At 35.1% G+C, this 24,660-nt stretch carries 15 protein-coding genes; 8 read left to right on the forward strand and 7 right to left on the reverse strand.

Features of this window, described 5'->3' with window-relative positions:
* The first annotated feature begins 28 nt into the window (after positions 1 to 28).
* From QWY87_RS11540 to QWY87_RS11565, 6 genes are all read left to right on the forward strand, one after another.
* Positions 29 to 2,293, forward strand: a complete 2,265-nt coding sequence (locus QWY87_RS11540) for a S9 family peptidase (RefSeq protein ID WP_290291295.1) — start codon at positions 29 to 31, stop codon at positions 2,291 to 2,293.
* A gap of 104 nt (positions 2,294 to 2,397) precedes the next feature.
* Complete coding sequence (locus QWY87_RS11545; RefSeq protein ID WP_290291297.1) at positions 2,398 to 3,279, forward strand: DnaJ C-terminal domain-containing protein; 882 nt, start codon at positions 2,398 to 2,400, stop codon at positions 3,277 to 3,279.
* A 2-nt stretch (positions 3,280 to 3,281) separates the two neighbouring features.
* Positions 3,282 to 3,581, forward strand: a complete 300-nt coding sequence (locus tag QWY87_RS11550) for a chaperone modulator CbpM (protein ID WP_290291298.1) — start codon at positions 3,282 to 3,284, stop codon at positions 3,579 to 3,581.
* Positions 3,582 to 3,605: 24 nt separating this feature from the next.
* Positions 3,606 to 5,597 carry a type I pullulanase gene (gene pulA / locus QWY87_RS11555; protein WP_290291300.1) on the forward strand — a complete coding sequence of 664 codons (1,992 nt, stop codon included), beginning with the start codon at positions 3,606 to 3,608 and terminating at the stop codon, positions 5,595 to 5,597.
* A gap of 29 nt (positions 5,598 to 5,626) precedes the next feature.
* Positions 5,627 to 6,694: an AI-2E family transporter gene (locus QWY87_RS11560; protein ID WP_290291302.1), complete on the forward strand. Its 1,068-nt coding sequence runs from the start codon at positions 5,627 to 5,629 to the stop codon at positions 6,692 to 6,694.
* A 154-nt stretch (positions 6,695 to 6,848) separates the two neighbouring features.
* Positions 6,849 to 7,778 (forward strand): isoaspartyl peptidase/L-asparaginase family protein, encoded by a 930-nt coding sequence (locus QWY87_RS11565; protein WP_290291304.1) that lies wholly within the window; start codon positions 6,849 to 6,851, stop codon positions 7,776 to 7,778.
* A 169-nt stretch (positions 7,779 to 7,947) separates the two neighbouring features.
* On the opposite strand, the gene QWY87_RS11570 is transcribed toward QWY87_RS11565, so the two are convergent.
* Positions 7,948 to 8,811 (reverse strand): cyanophycinase, encoded by an 864-nt coding sequence (locus tag QWY87_RS11570; protein WP_290291306.1) that lies wholly within the window; start codon positions 8,809 to 8,811, stop codon positions 7,948 to 7,950.
* 105 nt (positions 8,812 to 8,916) lie between these two features.
* Between QWY87_RS11570 and cphA the strand changes: the two genes are divergently transcribed.
* Complete coding sequence (gene cphA, locus QWY87_RS11575; RefSeq protein WP_290291308.1) at positions 8,917 to 11,556, forward strand: cyanophycin synthetase; 2,640 nt, start codon at positions 8,917 to 8,919, stop codon at positions 11,554 to 11,556.
* A 241-nt stretch (positions 11,557 to 11,797) separates the two neighbouring features.
* A complete protein-coding gene (locus tag QWY87_RS11580; protein WP_290291310.1) occupies positions 11,798 to 13,075 on the forward strand; it encodes a tyrosine-type recombinase/integrase in 1,278 nt (425 codons plus the stop codon).
* A 154-nt stretch (positions 13,076 to 13,229) separates the two neighbouring features.
* Here the strand turns inward: QWY87_RS11580 and QWY87_RS11585 are convergent, their stop codons facing one another.
* From QWY87_RS11585 to QWY87_RS11610, 6 genes are all read right to left on the reverse strand, one after another.
* Positions 13,230 to 14,726, reverse strand: a complete 1,497-nt coding sequence (locus tag QWY87_RS11585; protein WP_290291312.1) for an eCIS core domain-containing protein — start codon at positions 14,724 to 14,726, stop codon at positions 13,230 to 13,232.
* A gap of 199 nt (positions 14,727 to 14,925) precedes the next feature.
* A complete protein-coding gene (locus QWY87_RS11590; protein ID WP_290291314.1) occupies positions 14,926 to 16,605 on the reverse strand; it encodes an eCIS core domain-containing protein in 1,680 nt (559 codons plus the stop codon).
* A gap of 57 nt (positions 16,606 to 16,662) precedes the next feature.
* Positions 16,663 to 17,052 carry a DUF4280 domain-containing protein gene (locus QWY87_RS11595; RefSeq protein WP_353959169.1) on the reverse strand — a complete coding sequence of 130 codons (390 nt, stop codon included), beginning with the start codon at positions 17,050 to 17,052 and terminating at the stop codon, positions 16,663 to 16,665.
* A 1-nt stretch (position 17,053) separates the two neighbouring features.
* Positions 17,054 to 18,394 carry an ATP-binding protein gene (locus QWY87_RS11600; protein WP_290291316.1) on the reverse strand — a complete coding sequence of 447 codons (1,341 nt, stop codon included), beginning with the start codon at positions 18,392 to 18,394 and terminating at the stop codon, positions 17,054 to 17,056.
* Complete coding sequence (locus QWY87_RS11605; protein ID WP_290291317.1) at positions 18,385 to 21,795, reverse strand: contractile injection system tape measure protein; 3,411 nt, start codon at positions 21,793 to 21,795, stop codon at positions 18,385 to 18,387. The genes QWY87_RS11600 and QWY87_RS11605 overlap by 10 nt, the downstream gene beginning before the upstream one ends.
* Entirely contained in the window at positions 21,783 to 24,659 is a 2,877-nt protein-coding gene (locus tag QWY87_RS11610) for a hypothetical protein (RefSeq protein ID WP_290291320.1), read from the reverse strand. Before QWY87_RS11610 ends, QWY87_RS11605 begins: the two co-directional genes overlap by 13 nt.
* Position 24,660: the final 1 nt, after the last annotated feature.

The following is a 24,660-nucleotide window of genomic DNA, read 5'->3' on the forward strand; positions in this document are numbered from 1 at the left end:
TAACAAACTAACCAAGTAAATATTAAAAATGTTACAATCAATTAAAGCCAAATTGAGCCTCTTCTTGCTCATTCAAGTATTATTTATGTCTGCTCAAGAAGTAGATCATACAGGTCTTTTGAATATTGACCGAATCTATTCAGATGAATTTAAGGAGGATACAGAGCGAAAGATCCAATGGATTGAAAATGGAGATGCCTATGTTATTATTGAAAAGTCGGCGTCGTCAGAAGGAGCAGATGAATTGATACGCTATGATAGCAAAAGCCTGGAAAAGAGTATCTACGTTCCGGCAAAAGGATTACAGATAGATTCAGGTTCTTTGCCGATAGAGAGTTTTTCGTTGTCCGCTGATGGAAGCAAAGTGCTGATCTTTACTAATTCGAGTAGGGTTTGGAGAACCAATACAAAAGGTGACTACTGGGTGTATGACTTACATTCTAAAAAATTGAATCAGGTAGGTAGTAATTTTGAGGCTTCATCGCTCATGTTTGCAAAATTCTCAGCTGATAATAAGGCCGTGTTCTATGTTCATGATTTCAATGTTTATCAGGAAAACACGCAAACCAATGAGGTTCAGCAATTGACTTTTGACGGTACAGGAGATATCATTAATGGTACTTTTGATTGGGTCTATGAAGAAGAGTTCGGAAAAAGAGATGGCTTTTTGCTAAGTTCTAAAGATTCTAATCTGGCATTTTGGCATTTGGATGCTAGTGATACGGGTACTTTTTATATGATCAACAATACGGATTCCATTTATTCAAAACCTATTCCGGTACAATACCCAAAGGTAGGGGAGAAACCTTCTGCTGCCAAAATTGGTGTGATCGATTTAAAATCTAAAAAAACAGCTTGGATACCTCTGCCAGGCGGGGAACGAGAAAATTATATACCTGGGATGCAATGGGTGCAAGATGACTTATTGTTGATCCAGCAAATGAACAGGCATCAGAATACATTGATCGTTTGGACTTATATGCCCTCAAGTGGAGAATTAAAGAAAATCTACACCGAAAAAGAGGAAACCTATATTGAATTAAATTACCCTGACCTTTCATCCAATGCTTGGGGGAGTAATGATTTGCCAATAGTTGCGGACGGAAAGGCATTTTTACGAATGACTGAAAATGACGCATGGCGACATATTTATAAAGTGGATATTACAACGGGAGACCAAACTTTGATCACGCCTTTTGATTATGATGTTGCTTCAATGCGTGTCCCTACAGAGAAAAACGTGTATTATATGGCTTCTCCTGAAAATGGCATGCAACGCTATCTTTTTCAAACTGATTTGAAAGGCAAAGGGAAGTCGAAGCGTCTTACACCTGAGGTTTTTGACGGGCTGAACAACTATAATGTGTCTCCTAACGGGGCTTTTGCCATTCATACGCATCAGAGTTCTAAAAAGGTAAGAACGGTTAGGCTGATCAGTCTTCCTGATCATAAGGTCATTAAAACCCTTGTTGATAATAGTGCTTATGAAAAGCAATTGGCTGGTTTAGCATTGCCGGAGGTCATTTTTAAAAAGGTGACAACTGATGAGGGTATTGAGATTGATGCGAGAATAGTACTTCCTGTCAATTTTGATAAAAGTAAAAGGTATCCAGTAGTTTTTCATGTATATGGAGAGCCTTGGGGACAAGTAGCTACAGATACGCAGGTAGGGTTATGGAACATTATGATGGCGCAAAAGGGCTATGTGGTAATAGATATGGATAACCGAGGCACCCCTTGTTTAAATGGTTCTAAATGGAGAAAGAGTATCTACAGGCAAGTTGGTAGGATTAATTCTAAAGACCAGGCTATGGCAGCCAAGGAAATTTTAAAACTGGATTACCTGGATGCAGACAGAACTGCTGTCTGGGGCTGGAGTGGTGGTGGTACCATGACCTTGAATTTAATGTTCAAATACCCAGAAATATATAAGACTGGTGTGGCCATAGCTGCCGTATCAAATCAACTGGTTTATGACAATATTTACCAGGAGCGTTATATGGGCTTGCCACAAGAAAACATGCAAGACTTTATAGATGGTTCTCCGGTAACTTATGCTAAGAATTTGGAAGGCAATTTGTTACTTATCCATGGTACAGCAGATGATAATGTACATTATCAAAGTGCTGAAATTTTGATCAATGAATTGATTAAACAAGATAGAAAGTTTCAAATGATGTCTTATCCAAATCGTTCTCATGGCATTTATGAGGGTGACAATACCAGAAAGCATTTGTTTACTTTAATTAGCGATTACATTATGGAACATACGCCACTAAATTCGGTTGATTAGAGGTTGAAACTTTTAAATTATCCTTATCTTTAGTAGACTTAAAATTATTTCGAAAAACCCAGTTGATTAATTGGGAAGAGGCGAAAAATGAAAACTTGAATAAAATGGATTTTGTCGATTATTACAAGACCTTAGGTATTACAAAAAAGGCCTCGGAAGCAGATATAAAGAAAGCTTACAGAAAACTGGCCCGTAAATACCATCCTGATCTGAACCCTAATGATAAGGAGGCAGAAAGGAAGTTTAAGGAGATTAATGAGGCCAATGAGGTGCTTAGTAATGCAGCGAATAGGAAAAAGTATGATTCGTATGGCAAGGATTGGAAACATGCCGAGGAATTTGAAAAAGCAGGTCAGAGGAGCAGGTCTCAGCAGTCATATCAAAGACCAAGTTCTGGTCAGTATTCAGAAGAAGATTTTTCGGATTTTTTTGGTTCGATGTTTGGCGGAGCTCGAGGAGGTCAAAGAGATGTGAAATTCAGGGGGCAGGATTTTCAAGCTTCCTTGCATTTAAATCTTCAGGATGTTTACCATACCCATAAGCGCACGCTTACTATTAATGGGAAAAACATCCGGTTGACAATTCCTGCGGGCGTTAAAAACGGACAGACCATTAAAATAAAAGGTTATGGTGGAGAAGGAGTTAATGGAGGGCCTAAAGGTGATCTGAATATTACTTTTCAAATTGACAATCACACGAATTTCAAAAGAGATGGCAATAACTTATATTCAAGTATTGATTTAGATTTGTATAAATCAATACTTGGAGGAGAGGTGGTTATAGATAGTTTTGAAAGCAAGGTTAAACTTAAAATTGCTCCTGAAACCCAAAATGGCACTCAGGTTAAGTTAAAAGGAAAAGGATTTCCAGTTTATAAAAAAGAAGGGCAGTTTGGCGACCTCATTATAACATTTAATATCAAAACGCCAGTTAACCTGACTGAAAAGGAAAAAGAATTGTTTAACGAATTGTCAAAATTGAGATAGATATGGATACTGAAAAATATATACCTGTACTTCATCTTTGTGATTTGTATCAAATAGAAATTTCTTTTTTTAAAGAATTAAATGAAGAGGGATTGATAGAATTGGTTTCAAGACAGAACAGCATGTATGTGCTGGAGGAAAAACTTTATAAAGTTGAACGAATTATCAGGATTCATCGAGAGTTGAATGTAAATATTGAAGGCATTGATGTGGTTTTAAACTTATTGGAAAAAGTGGATACATTACAAAATGAAGTGTACAGTATGCAAAGTAGGCTGAGATTATATGAAGACGACCAGTAAGGTTGAAAATCAAAACATGTAGTAATGATACACAAATTAAAATTTGCTTTTACTTTTCTATTGATCACCATGATATTATCCTGTTCAGACAAGCATCACAATACAGACAAAGACAGTAAAAGATCCAATTCTGATGGTTTATGGTTGTCTTATACAAAAGAATCGACAGTTTTTAAGCTCTGGTCACCTCACGCGGATAAGGTGAAAATCTATCTTTATGATGCAGGAAACGAAGGAGAAGCCTATGCAACCTATTTATTGGAGCCTAAAGATGGAAGAACGATATGGCAAAAACAGATAAGCGGAGATTTACAAGGTGTTTATTATACCTTTCAGGTGAAAATTGACGGAAAGTGGCTCGATGAAACGCCAGGGATATATGCTAAGGCAGTTGGTGTGAATGGTAAAAGAGCGATGGTACTTGACATGAAAACTACCGATCCGGAAGGTTGGGATGAAGATAAAGGTCCGAAGCTTAACTACCCGAATGAAGCGATTATTTATGAATTGCATATAAGGGATATGACCATACACCCGGCATCAGGTTCGAGTATGCCTGGAAGCTATCTTGGTTTGGTTGAATCAGGAACCAAGGGGCCAGCGGGAGTGGCTACGGGTATAGATCATTTGAAAGAATTAGGCATCAACTATGTACACCTATTGCCGACCTTTGACCATTACGCTATAAATGAAAAACGCCTAGACAGCGCTCAATTTAACTGGGGGTATGATCCGCAGAATTACAATGTGCCTGAAGGGTCATTTTCATCAGATCCCTTTAAGGCAGAGGTAAGAATTCGAGAGTTTAAAGAAATGGTCAAAGCCTTCCATGACAATGGTATTGGTGTTATTTTGGATGTGGTGTATAATCATACAGGCCGTACAGAGCAATCAAATTTCAATCTGGAGAACCCAGGATATTATTATCGTTTCAGGGAAGATGGCAGTTATTCAGATGCTGCTGCCTGTGGCAATGAGACTGCTTCAGAGAATGAAATGATGCGTAAATTTATCTTGGAATCTGTACGTTATTGGGCAGAAGAATACCATATGGATGGATTTCGCTTTGACCTGATGGGTATACATGATATCAATACTATGAATGAAGTGGTGGCTACTTTAAAACAGGTTAACCCTAATATATTGGTATATGGTGAAGGATGGACGGCTTCCGATTCTCCTTTACCCGAGAAAGACAGAGCGCTCAAAAAACATACCAAGCAGATGCCGCAAATTTCGGCTTTTAGCGATGACATTCGAGACGGGTTAAAAGGCTCAGTTTTTGAAAATGAAAGTACAGGTTTTGTAAGCGGTGCCCAAGGAACGGAAACGTCCGTTGCTTTTGGTGTCGTAGGGTCGATTGAGCATGCAGATATTGATTATTCCCAAGTAAATTATTCAAAAGAATCTTGGGCGAATGATCCGTGGCAGGCTATTTCATATGTGTCTTGCCATGATAACCACACATTAATTGACAAGTTGGAAGTGTCCAAACCAGGTGCTAGTAAAGAAACGCTTATAGCCATGGATAAGCTTGCCAATGCAGTCGTTTTGACCTCTCAGGGCGTGGCTTTTTTACATGCAGGATCAGAGATGCTAAGAACGAAAAATGAAGAACACAATTCATACAACCTGCCAGATTCGATCAATCAAATTGATTGGAACTGGAAAGTGAAGAACAAGGCAGTAGTTGACTATTATTCAAATTTGATCGCCTTGCGCAAAGCACATCCGGCATTTAGAATGGCCTCAGGGGATCAGGTTAGGAAACACCTTTCTTTTAAAGAGAAGGAAAACGGATTGATTTCGTATCAGATCAGTGATCATGCCAACGGTGATGATTGGAAAAATATCTTAGTCGTTTATAATGCCCGCAATGAGTCTGTTCGCTATGATATGGAAGGAGAATGGCACATCGCAGTGTTTGGTGATGCCATTGAAATGGAGCAGGGCGTAGAAGTAAATGGTATGATAAAGATTCCGGCCATATCAATGCTGATAGCTTATCAGAAATAAATTTTAAGAACTAATTTAAACCTTTCCTAATGGAAACCATAAAAACAACCAAACCAAGCTTACATATCATTTCAATATTCGCTTCATTAGTTATTATAATTGCTGGGGTGATGTATGCCCAGTCTTTTGTAAACGCTATGCTTTTGGCCATTTTCCTTAGTATTGTTTGTGCCCAGCCAATTATTTGGATGCAAAAGAGAAAAGTGCCTTCGGTTATAGCAATTCTCATTGTGTTATTAGGGATTGTTGCAATTTTTATAGGTTTTGCCGATATTATCGGTAACTCAGTTTCATCCTTTTCTAAAGACGCCCATCTTTATGAACAACGCCTTGAACAAATATGGGGGGGCTTCATGCAGTTTTTTAATGAAAGAGGCATCGATATTAGTACTGATAGGCTGACAGAAATTATTGCGCCTGGAAAAGTAATGGGCTATACGGCAGGAGCACTAGGGCAGTTAGGTGGCGTAATGAGTAATATTTTTACCATTTTCTTTCTCATGTTGTTTTTGTTAATGGAGTTGGATAGCTTTTCAATAAAAACCCGAGCGATAGCCGCAAATTCTAATGTTTCTATAGGTTACTTAAATGCTATTGGTAAAAGTATTCGTCATTATCTCTCTATTAAAACGGTAACGAGTTTGTTAACCGGTTTGGTTATTTGGATAGGCCTCATGATTGTTGGTGTAGATTATGCTATTATCTGGGCTCTCATTGCCTTTTTACTTAATTTCATTCCTAACATAGGATCTATCATTGCAGCGTTTCCTGCGGTTTTATTTGCTTTAATTCAATTGGGTGCCGGAGGTGCTTTTTGGACTATTATCATTTTTATAAGTGTAAATATGCTTGTTGGAAATCTGGTTGAACCTAAAATAATGGGAAAGGGCTTAGGGCTTTCAACCTTTGTGGTTTTTGTTGCCCTTATTTTCTGGGGTTTTGTTTTAGGAACTGTAGGTATGTTTCTTTCTGTGCCGCTTACGATGGCAATTAAGATCATGTTAGAGCAAAAACCGAGTACCAAATGGTTAGCTGTTTTACTTGGAACAGATGAGGATGCAAGAGCTATGTTGAAGGGGCCACAGGAAAGTAGTTAAATTGGATAGAATTCGCAGTAGTCAGCAATCATAAGTTCTTAAACTTGCTTGGGTTCATGTAGAGTCGCTACAACACTTTTACTTATATATTCGTAGGGTCTATTTGAAATTAATTGAATTGCAATTTGTAATTTACGGCCCTTAAATAAATTGAATGAAAACATTTTCGATAGCCATTCATGGCGGTGCAGGAACTTTAGTGAAAGGCATGATGACTCCAGATTTGGAAGCAGCATATAAAAGTGCTTTAAAATTGGCTTTAACTGAAGGTTATAAGGTTATAGAAAATGATGGAAATGCCGTAAAGGCGGTAGAAGTTGCTGTAAAATATTTAGAAGATTCACATTTGTTTAATGCAGGAAAAGGCTCCGTTTTTACGGCGGCAGGAACCCATGAAATGGATGCTTCAATAATGGATGGAAAAACGCTCGAAGCTGGAGCTGTTAGCTTAATTACGGGAATTAAAAACCCGGTAACATTGGCTAAAGATGTTATGGAAAAAAGTGAACATGTATTTTTAGCTGGTGAGGGTGCTATGGAGTTTGCGAAACAATTAGATTATAAAATTGAAGATGATTCTTATTTCTATGATGAATTTAGACATAATCAATGGTTAGAAATAAAGGACACAGATAGTTTTCAATTAGATCATTCAACAAAAAAGGATTCCAAATTTGGCACCGTAGGGGCGGTTGCTTGTGACAAAGATGGAAATATTGCCGCGGCCACCTCTACAGGAGGAATGACTAATAAAAAATGGGGACGCGTTGGAGATAGCCCAATGATTGGATCAGGAAACTATGCGAATAATAAGACTTGTGCCGTGAGTTGCACTGGAAGCGGGGAGTTTTTTATTAGAGCTGTTGTTGCCTATGATGTTTCCTGTTTAATGGAGCACAAAGGTTTGTCTTTAAAAGAAGCTTCGCAAGAAGTTGTCAATAAACGCCTTTTAGAAATTAAGGGAGATGGTGGTTTAATTGCTGTTGATGCAAATGGAAATATTGCAATGCCTTTTAACACTGAAGGCATGTACCGCGCCAGTAAATCTTCAAGCGGTAAAGAGGAAATCTCTATTTATAAATAGTCTTTGCAAGAAAACGGCAATCACTTCGTTACTCTCGTTTTGAAAACAGTCATTCACGAAAGTGAACTCCTTGATTTTCAAAACTTCAAAAGTCTCGTCTTTGACCTTTTCTTATCAAAGATTTGAAAATCATTCGATTTATTGCAGATACTAAATAGGACTAATAGAACTATATAAAAGGTGCTTCAATAGGTAAGACTGTTACTTTCCTGTTCTTAATATCATAATGATCACTATTAGAAAGCACATGAACTTTAAGATTAGCCATGGTCATTGGTGTACCTTCCTTTAAGTTTTTTTCGTTGTTATGGGTAAGTTGACTTCCATCGAAAACAATGGTCATACCAGATCCAATTACAGTGCAATCATTACCGTTTTTGATAATCATACCTGTATCTTCTGCAAGACCAATACCAATTAAATTTGGATATTTTGCTACCGCTTCGCTTTGTCTTCCAAAACGGCCACGACGAATAAAATGGGTGTCAATAATTAATTCAGGAATTAAGCCTAAACCTGTATACATGGTTACTGCGCCTTTTACAAATGCTTCAGTAGCACTTCCTCCTGCAATCATTTGGCTAGCCATAGCCATAGCTCCGGCACTAGTACCGGCAATTACGAATCCACTTTCGTTTTTATATCGATCTCTTAAAATATCATGAATAGTTGTGCCTCCAATTTTATCTGTAATTTTAGATTGGTTACCTCCTGAAAACATGATGCAATTAGCAGATTTTATAAGGTCTATTGATTCTTTTTTTTCAGAATCCTCTTTACTTCTAATATCTAAAACAGTCAAATTTTTACAACCTAAGGTTGTAAATGCTTCAATATAATTTTGACCAACTTCAACAGGAATACTTGATGCCGTAGGAATTATTACAATTTTAGCCTCTACACCACCAGCTTCTTTAACGACATGATATAGAATACCTTCATCAATAAATTCAAGCGTGTATATTTCATTTTCATCGCTCCCCTTGTCTTCGTTTCCGCCAATTGGAATTAATGTTCCTTTATAATTCAGCATAAAAATTGCAGTTAATTTTTAATTTGGGCAAAAATAAGGTAATTTTTTATTAGAAATATATTTATATTTATAATCTTACACTAAATCAATCTTAAATCCATTAACATGAAGATTCGCGAAATTAACGCCATGAGAGGGCCAAATTACTGGTCGGTTAGACGTCATAAATTAATAGTAATGGTTCTTGATCTTGAAGAGATGGAAGAATTACCTTCTAATAAAATTGATGGTTTTCCGGAGCGCTTAAAAACAATGTTTCCAAGCATGTATTCGCATCGCTGCTCTGAAGGTTGTGAAGGCGGTTTTTTTATGCGTGTAGATGATGGCACATGGATGGGCCATATTATAGAACATATTGCGCTTGAAATCCAAACACTTGCTGGCATGGATACCGGTTTTGGTAGAACCAGAGGATATGGTGAAAAAGGTGTTTATAATGTTGTATTCTCTTATATGGAGGAGTCCGTTGGGCGTTTTGCTGCTAAATCTGCAGTTAGCATTTGCGAAGCATTGATTAAAGGGGAGGATTATGATTTATCTGATGACATTCAGGAAATGCGGGAACTTCGAGAAGCTGATCGTTTGGGGCCAAGTACTGGATCTATTGTTGAAGAGGCTGCAAGTAGAGGAATTCCATGGATTAGACTTAATAAATATTCCCTTTGTCAATTGGGTTACGGAGCGAATCAAAAGCGAATCCAGGCAACGGTAACAAGTGAAACCAGTAGTATTGGTGTTGAACTTGCCTGTGATAAAGAAGACACAAAATATTTATTGGAAAAAGCTGAAGTAGATGTGCCGCGAGGCGATATCATTCGTCGTGAACGCAGTTTGAAAGAGGCGTGCCGCTATGTTGGCTACCCTTTAGTGATTAAACCCGTAGACGGGAATCACGGTAGAGGTATTACCGTAGATATACAAAATTACGATGACGCACTGGTTGCCTTTAATCATGCAAAAGAAAGCTCACGAAGTGGTGCTATAATTGTTGAGAAATTTATCACGGGTGACGATTATCGGTTGTTAGTGATCAATAATGTGTTGGTGGCGGGTGCTATTCGAACACCAGCGCACGTTATTGGGGATGGAGAGTCAACAATACAAGCATTAATTGATAAAGTAAATAGCGATCCACGTCGTGGTTTTGGGCATGAAAATGTATTGACAAAAATTACAACTAACGAATTAACTCAAACTATCATTAAAGATGCAGGTTATTCTTTAGATAGCGTTATTTCAAAAGGTGAGAGACTTATATTGAAGGACACAGCGAATTTAAGTACCGGAGGAACTGCCGAAGATATTACAGATATCATCCATCCTGCCAATGTAAGTATGGCTGAACGGATTTCTAAAATTATTGATTTGGATATCTGTGGGATTGATATTATGACCACAGATATTTCTAAACCTTTGTCAGAAACTGCAGGTGCTGTTTTAGAGGTGAATGCTGGTCCAGGATTTAGAATGCATTTAGCACCTACATCAGGATTACCTCGCAATGTTGCGGCACCAGTAATTGATAAATTATTTCCTCAAAAAGGAGACACAGGTCGTATTCCGATTGTGGCAACATCTGGAACCAACGGAAAAACAACAACAACTCGTTTAATTGCACATATCGCAAAGATGAATGGTTACCGTGTTGGTTATACGACGAGTGATGGCGTTTACATTCAGAATAGATTATTAATGACTGGCGATTGCACGGGGCCTGCAAGTACAGAGTTTGTATTGAAAGATCCTACTGTAAATTTTGCTGTTTTAGAATGTGCAAGAGGCGGTTTATTGAGGGCTGGCTTAGGTTTTAAAAATTGTGATATTGCAGTTGTGACGAATGTTGCTGCAGATCATTTAGGTTTAAAAGGTATCCATACAATTGAGCAATTAGCAAAAGTAAAAGCGGTCGTGCCCGAAACGGTGTTGCCAGATGGTTTTGCTGTATTAAATGCTGATGATGATTTGGTATATGATATGCGACGCAATTTGGATTGCAATGTGACTTTATTTTCATTAGATGAAAATAACCCTCGTATTAAAGCTTTACAACGCTTGAATGGAATCACTGCAGTTTACGAAAATGGTTATGTTACTATTTGTAGAGGTGAATGGAAAATGCGTTTAATGAAAGCTGAAAACATTCCATTAACCTATGGTGGAAAAGCGAAGTTCATGATTCAAAATGTATTGGCAGCTGTTCTTGCTGCGCATGTTCAAGGGATAAGTATTGAAGATATGAAAGCTGGTTTAGAAACCTTTATTCCTTCTGCCGCTCAAACTCCTGGACGTCTAAATTTATTCGAATTCAACAACTTTACGATTCTTTTAGATTATGCACATAATCCAGCTGGAATGCGAGCACTTCAAAAATTTGTTGAAGAATTAGATGCAACAGTTAAAGTTGGTATCATAGCCGGAATCGGGGATAGGCGAGTAGAGGATAACAATGAAATGGGAGAAATTGCAGCCGAAATGTTTGATGAAATTATTATCCGTCAAGACAAACGTCTTAGAGGTAAAACAGAAGAAGAGCTTATTAAAATGGTGAATGATGGAATAAAAATGAAAAATCCAAATAAGAAAACTACTATTATCCCATCAGAAAAAGAAGCCATTACCTATGCAGTAAAAAATGCGGTAAAAGGTTCACTCATCATTTTGTGTAGCGATGTAGTTCCAGATGCTTTAGAATTGGTTCAAAAATTAAAAGACAAAGAATCTCGTGGTGAATTGGTTTTTGATTGATAAAAGATGTCAAGAAAGCTGAATTAGAAATTATAATTAAAAGAAAAGCCCTACAAATCTAAATAACTGTAGGGCTTTTTTTGTACCCTCGCTAGAAGTGAAACCTTTGAATATAACTGATCAAAATTTAAAATAAATTGACTAATTTTCAATGACTTAAGAAATACAATGTGCAATTTGGTTCATTAATGTTCATGTAAATTCATTTAATCAGGGGTCCCATCAGGGGTTGTATCATAATATGGCAACATTCACATATAGAATTAAAGGAAAGGCTAATCCAGGTAATATTCGAATTAGAGTTAAGCAAGGTGATGCTTTTGACTATGAAATATCAACAGGATTAAAATGCAGATTAGAACATTGGAGTCAACCAAAACAAACAGTAAAAAATATTGCGGTTGCCACATACAAGGACAAAGTAAATATTAAACTAAGAAAACTGAAAGCATTTATCGAGGCTGAATATTTTAAGGAATTAAGTGATGGAAATGGTATTTCTCAGTTATGGCTCAAGAAAAAGGTTAATCAGTTCTTTAATCGGCCTGATACAATTGACAATGAAAAGGATTACTTCTTAGGATCATTCATTGAAAACTATATAAACGAATCAAAAAATACAGTAAAATTAAAATTGGGCAGAACTTTGTCACCAAGGACAATTGAATATTACCATATGACATTGGATAAATTGAAAACCTTTGAAGAATTTAAAGGGAAAAAAGTTAAATTCATTGATGTCAATACTAAGTTCCATCAAGAGTTCGTAACATTTTTATCCACAGAACAACAACTTAATCCAAATACGATAGGGTTTTATGTTTCAAAATTAAAGTTATTCTGTAAGGAAGCAGACATACAAGGGATTAATATTAATAACGAATATAAAAGTTCTGATTTCTATGTCCCAAGTAATAAAACAATTGATATTTATTTAAATGAAGCTGAAATTAAAAGCATATTTGAATTGAATCTTCATGGAAAGGAAAAGTTAGATAATGTTAGAGACTGGCTAATTATTGGTGTTTGGACCGGGTTAAGAGTTTCCGATCTATTGACTCTAAAAAAGGAGTCCTTAGCAGAGTCTCAAATTCATATTACCAATATCAAGACTGGTATTCCTGTAATAATACCTCTTCATAATCAAGTGAAACAAATTCTATCCAAAAGAGAGGGCGAATTCCCAAGACCAATAAGCGACCAAAAATTCAATTCCTATATTAAGACGGTTTGCCAACTTGCAAAAATCACCAATGAAGTGGAAGGATCAAAAATGGTAGCCAAAATGATAAACGGAAAGAAGGCGTTTCGAAAAACCTTTGGTAAGTACAAAAAGTTTGAACTTGTCAGCAGCCACATATGTAGGAGATCATTTGCAACCAATCTATACGGTAAACTAGACACATTAACCATAATGAAAATAACTGGTCATAAGACTGAAAAGCAGTTTATTGAATATATTAAAATTACGCCTTCAGAATACGCTAAAAAGTTGGAGCAGTATTGGAGTAATCAATAAAAGAGCTATCATTTAATAATTGTTTCATTCTTTGTTTTATTAACTTAATAAAGTTTCCAAATATGGTCGCTTTAATCCTGTTTAATATTACTAACGGTTTTTCAATTCATTATTAATTGAAAGTGATTTTGATTATAACAAATATACAAGGTGTTTAAATTTTATATAAATCATCAACAAAACCAGGATTTTTCGCACCATAATGAACTATTTTAGTCTTTAATTCCTTTTTTGTGCCGAAAAGTACAACTGGACAATCTTTCCAATTCTCAATTTCAAATTGTTTGGTAAACTGACGCCACGTGGGATCAACAATTATTTTTTCCTTCGTATTATGGTATTCTGCAACTACATAAGAATGATTATCTGCTCCTTTAATATTGTTTACATTCATAACCTTTGCACCTGATCCTGCAATCTCTTTAATCGTATCTGAAACCACCTGACATGCTCCTTTTCCTGCTGAATTTTCAACCTGTTCAATTTGCCTTGCAGAATCTAATTCTTTATCGGGTAAAATTGCTCTGCCTAAGGAAGTTATGCTTTGAGATAAAATTACACGTCGAATGGCCTTATAAATTGACAATTTTGTGTCATCACTATTAAAACGCTCTTCTGCATTATCAGATCTCAATTTTTCTATTTTGGACCGGTCAATTGCAGGAAAGTTCTTCTCTAAATATTCATTTAGTTCAATAGGATTAGTGAGAGTTTTATGAACTTGCTCTGGTAATTCATCCTTCAGTTTCTCCATAATCGTATCTAATTCCATTTTCATATGTCCGAGTTTTTTACCTGATTCTAAACATTTCTGCAATTTATCTTTTAATAGGATAGCCTGTTTTCCTCTGTCAGGCCCTCCGAGTCTTGCTTTGTATACAGACCTAATATTATCTAAAATTTCATAAAAATCAGGATTCAAATCTTCATCATGTTTGTTTTTTTTTAAGAATATTTTCTTTTTAAACTCGTTGAGAAAATTATCATATGTCTTTTCGATAATTCGAAATTGAATTGATTCTCCGCAATTATTAGAGGTGTTGCTTAATCTATTCACTTCCGTTGTACTCAATTTGCCAAGTGCTTGTCCCCCCATCAAATCTGCCTCTTTCTCCAAACCTGAATCATCATTCACATTAACATTTCCCTTCATTTGCAAAGTTGGTTTTACACGCCCTTGCTTTTGCTGCACAACATGCCAAGCTTCATGAGGCAAATGTTTTTCTTGCCCAGGACCTAAATGAATATTGGTTCCTTGGGTATAAGCGTACGCTTGTAATCCAGCTGGTTTATGAGAGTTTCGATGCACCTTTACATCGTCCATCGAATAGCCGGAAAGACTTTCGATACCCGATTTTAGATGATCTGGTAAGCCGGTGTTATTTTCTTTCTTTTGTATGCAGTCCCTAGGTTCAGTAGATCGACTGTTCACCATTTCCTGTAATTGGGCTATTTGATCTACCTGTTGGCTGTTATTGGCCATATCCTGAAAAACTCTGAATTGCATAACAGTCTCAATTCGATTATCTGCGAACTGAAATATAGACTCTCTATGGCCTTGCTCTTGAGCGGTCACCTTAGCAACCGATTGGCTTTCATGTCTTCCAGTAGGCCTGGTATGTTCTTCTAACCTGTCTACATGAGTATTCATAGATTCATCTTTTATAGTTTTAGTTTATTTCGTACATGGTATTCAATAGATGGTCTTTTGAATGATGTTTATTTTTTATTATAAGGGTTTAAAATTCTATTATTAACATTATCCATAATTATTACAAATATTTCTTCATAAGAAAGTCAAACACATATTAGTTTGAGATAATTAATTGTAGTTTAAAATCATAAAATATTCATCTTTTTTTGTCTTCATTATTGTTGTTGTTGTTGTTGTTGTTGTTGTTGTTGTTGTTGTTGTTGTTGTTGTTTGAGTCATCCATTTTTACTGTCGAAATCTTTTTTTCAGGTTGCTCTAAGATTTCCTTGCCTTCTGAACAGAATAACTCATGTTTCTCAATTATTTCTTTGACGAATCGCTTACGAAACATTTTTTTATTTTCCAATGTATGTTTCAAATTCAAGGGAATTTCCTTAATCAATGCTTCTAGTTTTTTTTCGATAGATTTCGTTTCAAATTCTCGAAAACTATCAGATAAGCCTTTTTTTACATTATCTCTTGTAACTTCTTCCATGTCCGCATATTGAACAAAATCTACAATACTGGATAACGATTTTCCTCCCATTCTCAATATGAAGATTACAGATAATAAGTCATACTTATTTAGCAAGCGCACTTTTGAGAACGGTAATACGCTAAGTTTAGAGTATCCACTTTCATCGCAGGAAATGACGGGGTAACGATTGATCGATTCTTTTTCTGATGCATTGATCGATTTTTTTTCTGATGCATTGATTTGTTCCGTTCCAGGGTGAAAATCTTTGATTAGTTCAAGCTCTCGACTAAAGACAAGAACACCAGGAATGGGTCGGCAGTTTCTAACTAACGCTGCCAAAGATAATTCACCATTCTTCTTCTCTTTGTTTGCAGATAGGTCATTCGCATAATATTTAGTGACACGTCCTAATGAAGCACCAATATTTTCTGAATCAGATTCATCTGTTGTAAAGAAATGCAAGTTCTGTTTAAATTCTCCTTCTTTCATGACCTCCTTAGCACGTGGACCTAGATTTTTGCTAGCCGCATTCCCTCCTCGAATTTGCCCGCTTTCTAAGATCTCTCCAATTGCAGCAGTCCCATGGATGTATCCAGGTGCTGGCCGTTCTCCTTCGCGGTCTGTTGGCTCTATTACAAATGTGAACCCTTTAGGGGGGTGTTTTCCTTCTTTGTTATTTTCTTTCGGTTCCTTGATCCAATAAGTTTCATTTTTAGCATTGACAAACCATTTTCCTTGAATCACTGATTTTGAAGAAGAAATATCCGAAACTTCAAAACTCTGTATTCTATCGATCGATCTTGACTGTCGAATCGGTGAAGAATACCTTGAAGCCATTTTTGTCTCAGATCTACAATAATCTTGCATCTGAATGGCCCGAGACCCCATCACATCAGCCTCTTTCTCCAAACCGGTATCATCATTAACATTAATATTTCCCTTCATTTGCAAAGTTGGTTTTACACGCCCCTGCTTTTGTTGAACCACATGCCATGCTTCGTGAGGTAAATGTTTTTCTTGGCCAGATGCTATATGAATAGCAGTTCCCTGGGCATAAGCGTGGGAATTCAATTGAGCTGGTTGATTGGAATTATAACGTACTTTAACATCATCCATTGAATAACCTGAGAGTTTTTCAATTCCAGTTTTTAAGTTGTCAGGTAAGCCAGTGTTGTTTTTAGACTTAGGAGGGTTCTGACTCATAGTATGTTCATCAGCCATCTCCTGTGCCTTGCGTTGAAAAATTGTATCTGAACGATGGTCATTAAATTGCAAAGCATTATCATTAGATCCCCGGTCTTGAATGAATTCATGAGCTAGGTTTTGGTCTTTCTTCGATTTGTCAAGATGACTCTTCATAATTAATCTTTTACAATTCTACTTTTTTTATAGTTTTCAATAATCGGTCACATTGCGCTAAGCCACGTCGCACTGTGCTTGCCCTGCCTGAGAAATCGAAATCACCCCTCCCCAAGTGCAATTTAAGGTACAAGTATTATTTAAAGCCGGCATATTGGCAATCATTACAGTGGGGCTGCCGGGTGCCCACGGCGCCACCGTTACTGGAATGCAAGGCATGGGTGTTAATACCCCTAATGCTGCTGTAGTCGCAGTAACAACTGTAGGATTTGCCAAGGAAGAACACATTCCAAATGGAAGAATATTCACCATAGGTTTATTGTCCATAATATTGGCTGCGGGCATATTACTGGTCATAACTCTGTTTTGTGGCAAAACAATGAGCGAGGACGGTGCTACTCCAAAGGAACAGGTCATCATGGCTCCCATACATACTTGTTGTGGCATATTAAATAGTTTTATTTTGTTTGGCGTATTCTCTTCTTATTCCGGTAATTACATCTTTGTATAATAATTCTTTTTTGTTTCTTTTAGCTGATTCTAAGGCACAATAACGTAATATATTGATCATCTCTCCTCCGGTCAGTTCATAGGTATCGGCCAAGGTATCCAGATCTAGTGTTTCTTCAACAATAAAGTTCTCTTTAAATAGATTCTCCCATAGTTGTCTGCGTTGTTTCGTCTTGGGCTTAGGAAAATGAATCATGCTTTGAAAGCGTCGTGAAAAAGCCTTATCAATATTCGATTGAATATTTGTAGCCAGTATCACTAAACCTGAAAAATCTTCAATTCTTTGAAGTAAATAGGCTACTTCCTGATTTGCATATCGATCATTGGCACCTCTTGTTTGCGTCCTTTTTCCGAATAAGGCATCAGCCTCATCAAAGAATAAAATCCAATCCTTGTGTTCTGCCTCATCAAAAAGTCGTCCTAGGTTTTTTTCTGTTTCACCAATGTACTTTGAAACAACCATTGAGAGATCTACCCTAAAAACTGGACGGTCGGTTGCTTTACCTAGTAAGGTAGCAGCAAATGTTTTCCCGGTTCCTGGTGGACCATAAAACAGGGCCCTAAAACCGGGTTTTAAATTCTTTTCCAAATTCCAATCAATTAGAATTCGGTCACTATGAATCAACCAATCGCGTATTTCATCAAGATCGTCAGTAACCTGCTCTTCAACGATTAAATCTTCCCGAGTCAAATCCGTCTTAATTTCTTTTGCAGGGAATTTTGTACTGTATTGAGGTAATAATCTTTTCCCTGTTGTAAATAAACCCATATATTCATTAGAAATGGATAGTTTTCTATGAAGTCCAAAATCATCATTTCCATCCAATTCTATGATGCTCATTCTAAACAATAAATGTTCGCGATTATAGGTTTTTAAAAAATTAAATCGTTTCTCTAGCTCATCATCACCAAGGATGAAGCAAGCTGTTTCTAAGGTAGGAAGGAAACCCTTTGAATTATTCTCTTTTATACCTCCAAACTCAGAAAAATCACAGTTTAAATTTTGGTTTTTTATTAAAAAAACATCTAACAATTGAGGTCTAATAATAGGAATTAAGGCTAGAATTAAAATGATTCTGTCTTCAAATGTTAATTCGTATTCGGATATAATTTTGGCGTAAGGGGAAGGATCATTTTTTAATGAAGGGGCAGCATGATCCTTGATGCTAGTCTCTTTGGACTCATTTTTAAAATATAGCGTGAGTGCTGTATTAACTACAGCTTGAAACCATATTAATTCATTTTCTAAACTATTTGCTAGGTTTTTTATTACCTCCATGCTATTTGTAATAATTTGTCCATCCATTGCGTTTTAACCATTCCTATATTCCAAGGAATTTGATCTAATAAAATATCAATTCCTTTCGTTTCGATATGCAGTTGCAAGAAATCTTCTTTGTTTTCTAATTTTCCTTTTCTTTGAAAGAAACTCTCTCGCAGTGTATCGATTGAAGAGTTCTCTAAAGGTTTCCATTGTTGTGTAATTGAAGATAATAAACTATCTACCAGCTCCTTGTCTTTGCTGTTAAGTTGGATGCTTCTGTTGACTGGCAATTGAATGGCCAATCCACTTAGTATTTTTGGAATGATAAGGTGCTCCTCTCCTAGATCGATAGACCCTGTAGCTGCATAGGATAGCAGTCGAACAGCTTTCATTTTACGCTGCTCATCTATAAAATCTCCATTCTGCAACAGCCCGGATTTTTCAAATAAGGTCCCCAGAAAGGGCGATAATATGATCAATCCGGCATTGTTTACAAATATAGGGTCTTTGAATGCTTCTATTTCTTTAAATTGATTTTCGAATATTTCATTATAACTAGTTTCTTTTGTTTTGTCAATTTCTTGTTCGAAATCCGAATTACCATTGGTTATTGAGCCCATTTTTACAACTGTAGACCCCAACAAAATTTTGTTGTCTTGAATTAAGGCCTCCAGTATTCCATTTTGATAAAGCTTAATTTGAGGGTCTGACATAAGCTTCTGATCATTTTCAATTATTAATGACTTACTTTTTCGGACACCAATGATTTGAGAAAAACTGTGAAAAGTCAATAGATTCCATTTAAGCTTTGACCATGATTTTAAACCAGTTGAATGATATGAGAGCCATACAAGTTCGGAAAAAAGCAATCTGATTTTTTCAAACTCAACGATAGACAAGAGATTTTTAAACGCATATATAAAAGAAATACTTTTCTCAAAATAGTCTTCTTGCTCAGAATTCAGTTTCTGCGAAAGATCCTTGTGAATTTCGTTTAAAGTTGAAGAAGCAATAGATCCCATTTTTAAATTATCCTTTTCATACTTGGGCGTAATTATTGAGTTTGATAACTTGTTAGCTTTCTTTTTGATTAATTTATTTGAAAGATCTTTAAGAATGCTCTTTGTATTTAATAGTTCCTTTTCTATGCTGGGACCTAAGGCTTTGTTTAACAAGTTGTCAATGAGTTGATAAAAATATAGACCCGAATTTTCATATTTAATAAATTCAACCTTTAAAAGCCAATCATTCAAATAATCAAATACCTTACTTGTTGCTTTGCTACCTGAATAATTAAAGCCAATAGAAGTAACATTTGAAATGAACGTGGTGTAATCAATGTGTTTTAGAAGTCCTATAGGCACAAATTTATTTGCAAATAAATTTTGAAATTCCATAAATATTGAATCAAGGCCCTCATTATGTTCCAAATGCCCAGCTTTCCATATGTTCTGTATTTGTTCGAATTCAATTAGCCTATAAAACAATTTGCAATTTTTACTTTTCGAAAGAGAACTAATTAACTTCTCTCTTTTTTCGGAATGTTTCCATATTCGAGAAAATGATTCGTTCATCATAGATTTACTGAATGAAGGAATCCACCAGGGTAATTCTCCTTTGTCAATAATATATAAAACGGGCTCAAAAGAAGTTGGTAAAACCAATGGATCATGCTTTTCCCTAGGGTTTATTCTCTCTATGTCAGAATGTACTGGCAAGATTCCTGAATCTTTCTTCCTAATTTCTTCTAAAATCAGTTGTAAGGGCTGTTTAGATGCTGACAGTGAAAAGGATTTTTCAAATCTGAAAATCAATTCCTGCTGAGTACATTGAAGCCGTTGGCACCATTCAATCGAATTATTTTTAAACCATAATTCCCAAAATACTTTTTCATTCTGATAAGCAAACAAATTTATTTCATCAATTATTTTTTGAACTTCAGATTGAATTAATAATCCACTCACAAAAGTTTCCGAGTTTACGAGTGGGTCTTGTAAATTATTCGGCAGAACCAGATATATTTCATTGATCAGTAAATGTATTAAACCTTCCTCTTTCTCGAATTCTTTCAAAATACTCATCAAAAAGCTAGGTAAACGATCACTTAGATTTTTTGGATTATAAAGAAAAGAATGAAGTGTAAGTTTTGATCTTTGGTCTTTTATTCTAGTCCATAATTTGTTTGTGTCATGTGTTAGCCGGTTTCTATTATTGTCAACATGAAGAATAAAATCATCAATGACTTTAAAGGATGATGATGGACAAAAAGTAACTAATTCATCAAAAAGATGATGATCTGAATAAACTAGAAGTCTATTTAATTGACTAGGTTCTAGAATCCATTTTCTAATTTGCTTGATAAAATCCTTATTTTTCTCCTGGATCAAAAGCTTTAATCGATTGTTGAATTCTTTTTGTGACCCAATGAATATTTTTGATTTGAAAACACCAAAATTTAAAAAGTAATCAATTTCATAAACCCAATTGATTTTATTCTTATTCAAAGAATACTTAGCATCATTATTTATCCTCAATTCTTGACCTTTCAATTCTTTTATCAATCTTATAAATTCTAATGATGGGCTCTCTTTGCTTTTTTCAATCCCAATACCCTGAGTGATTTGTAGAAGAAAGGATTCTAAGGCAATTTGATACTTTTGAGATATGTGAACAATTAAGTACTTTACGAAAGTTTTTTTATTGGTATAATCACCGGTTTTTTCAAATACAAATGCCAGAATAACCTCCCATATAGCATCTTTATAATGAATTGATGACCGTTTAAATTGATTGCTCTCTTCCTTTTGTTGAAAAATATAGTTCTTAAAAGAAATCATATACTTATTCTCTTTACCCACTACCGTTAAAACAATATTTTCTAATAATTCCTCTGTAAATTGATAAACCATTCGTTTACGAACCAATTCCTTTTTACCAATCTTCTTCAGCATCGATACAACATCTATTGCATTGGTTTTAATCAGGTCTTTGAGCACAAGGGATGGTGATTTCTCTGAATTATTTTGCCAGGAATAATAGCCGTTTAGAAGAAAATATTCCAAATTATTCAAAGTTGAAATATTGCCTTCTATTCTTTTGGCCGACCTCAAGGTTCCATTGTCTAACATATTAGATTTAAAATATTGAATCAATTTCTCTTCAATAAGGATTGGCAGTTCATTTTCATAGTTATATTTTGAAACAACTCCCAAATCGAGTTCTATGGAATCGATATAAAATGAATAATTTTCAGGTATAAAATGATTGAGAACCTTTTCAATTAACGGGGTTATTCTACTGTTCTGTAGAGATATAATATCCGATTGAAACTGATAAGCGTCTTTTTGATCACTTAGTTCAATTTCATATGCATGAGATTTAATCAAATGTGTGTTATGTTCAACTAATATTGACATGAATGGTGGTATTCTTTTAATTTATTAATCAATTTGTAGGAATATTCCATTTTTTCTTCACAATTATCTTTTAAGCCCATCCATTTATAAAAATCCAATTCAAAAGAATGTAATTTTTCAATATTCAACCAATATGTATGATGAGCAATATGAGCTGGTGCGGTTTCTAATAGAACTTCATCAAATTTGATTCTGAAACCCAATTGTTGAAACCGGACTGGCCATGATGGTAAAACGATACTCATCCCAAATGAAAAAAAAGATTCATTTACCTTTCCTTCATTATAATATGCATAACATTTTAGTTTTTTTATAGACTTTCTAAATTTGGTATTTCCATTAAGAAGCTCTAAATACTTAATTTGTTTATTGATAGATCCCAAATTTTTAAAGGCATTGGTTCCTCTAGCTATAATACAATCGTTACTGTTACGTATTTGAAGGAAGAATTTGTTTTCAGCCTCTACATATTGGAAGTTTATATGTTTTCTTTTCCCTAAAGTTATTTCATTCAATTGCTCATTTCTTCTCTGGTACGATAACAATTGATCTTGAATAAAATGCAATTTTGTATCCTTATTTACTTTAATTACAAAGGAATAACCAAAATGATTACCATGATACGGAGGTGCTAATAACAAATGCTCAACCAAATAAAGACCTTCACTCTGTTGACTTACTATTCGCAATTGATTTATGGCGAATTGAATAGCTTGATTCGCCTTATCCTTAGAATTGGCAACATGAACAATTTCGGGTACACTTTCTTCTGATGTAAATTTAATATTGAATGGTTTTTCTTCAGGGATGGTATAATTATCCTTAATAATACCGTCTTTTAAGACAGAATTCAGAATATTTTCAGAGTTTCCTTTAAAGCAAAATGTGTGTGTCAAATATTTATCTGAAGTCTCTATTTCGGTTTTAACTGTTTCAACAATTTCTATCCCTTTTGTTAAGTAAATAACTTCTAAAAACACTTCTGAAGAAGAAGTTTCAGTTTCATTTAAAGAAAACAGTTTGATTTTATGATTGGAGAGGACATCGGAAAGAAACCTTAAATTGAAATTTTGAATACCCATTATAATGGCTACTTTTTGAATCAAACTTGGAACCGTATGGTCTGTTGCATGTGATTCCTTTTGCTCAACATTGTCATCGTAGTTCATGCTGTAATTATACCCTCTGGATCTATAATAACTCAATCGTGCATAATTCGCAATTAATTTGCGCTTGCTGAGAATAGCTTCTTTTTTAAATATCCTCCTTTCATGGTCGTTGCCGAAACTCTCTTTGTTGATATTTTCCAAAGAATACTCTGGAATATTTTCACTAAATCTTGCCAGTAAATTATTAGTAACATCACTGTGTCTTTCTATTTCTAAAGTATCAAATCGGGAATTAATACTTTCAAGTATGTTTTGCCATGCAATGATAAAATCAGAATCCTTCGAATTTTCGTAACCCGAAACTAAGGGTTTGAGATCCAACATATCTTTCAGTTGGCCATAAAAATATGACTGAAACTCCCTGCTGTTAGCATCATATAATTGATATATTCCTGTTAATTGAGCCAAAAAATTAATCATGATTTGATCAAATGGCAACAAATAAGCTTTTAACTGCTTTACCTGAGCATGTCTTTTCAATGATGCATTGTTTGGAATCCCATATTTGTTAATTCCATAAGTTGCTGGAAACTGTTCTCTGATAGAGTGATAAGAACGAATCCCTAATTGATTTCCGTCCGGAATATTTACAATATTCATCGCATTAGAAACAGACTTATAATTCCCATAGTTTTTTGAAACTAAATAATCATAAGCATGTTTCAATTCAACTATATCAGGTTTGAACTTAATATCACTATCTCTAAATTGAAGATGATCATTTGATTTTGGCAATTCCAACAAAGCCGTTTTGTTTTTAGGAAATGTATATTGGTCATTTTCCAAAAATATATCCACCCCAGTATCAGCAACTTTTAGCATAAATTTTTCTATATGAATAATATCAGAATTTTCATTGATCAAGCTTAATAGGATCTTTTTTCGAATTTTATTCTTTCTTTTTTTTAATTCCTTATTTAAAATAAATCCATTATCCAATGAAGGGCCATTGAAAATGAAGTTGATTCCAAAATCCTTATTAATTAAATCATTTAAAGAGGAAAACTTAACTTCATGAGATAAATAATCATTGATTTTGTAATAGATCTTAGCTAATATTTCTTCGCCGTTCACATTACTGCGCAAATTCAAATCCAATTCCATTTGAAATCTAATAGGGTCTAAAATGATCGTTTCATAAATATCTTCGCAGAGATTTCTGTGTTCAAGAAACAATCTTTTGGTCTCTTCATGAACTCTCTCTTTCTCCTTTTCTAATTTAGCAGTATTCTCGTCATAATGGAACAATTCAACATAGATATTATAAAGACCCTTAAGATGATTTTGCTCCAGAGCATTTTTATTTTTGCACTTAGCATTAGGAGCTTCAATCCAGACATTTTTTATATTTAAAATTTTATCAATAAATATTTTGCTCAAATCCTTAACTGTGATCGGATTTGTTGTAAGAATTTCTGACGGAACAAAAAAACCATTATCTCCTGAATTTAATTTTCCGTTTTTGGACTCCTTTAGAATATCCTTGATGGGTAAATCAACTTTATAGGATAGATTAGTGAGCGTATAAACAAGGTTTTCCAAAATCGTTACCCCTGGATCGTGTTCATTAAAATCAGTCCAATGATCGGATGAGAGACTTTGAAGATATTCAATCCCTTTAAGATAAAGTTCCTGGTATTCACCCGACCCCGATTTCTTTATATCTATATGATTTTTTAATGGTGTTTCCGACATT

The organism is Lutimonas halocynthiae (assembly GCF_030409835.1).
Taxonomy (GTDB): Bacteria; Bacteroidota; Bacteroidia; order Flavobacteriales; family Flavobacteriaceae; genus Lutimonas; species Lutimonas halocynthiae.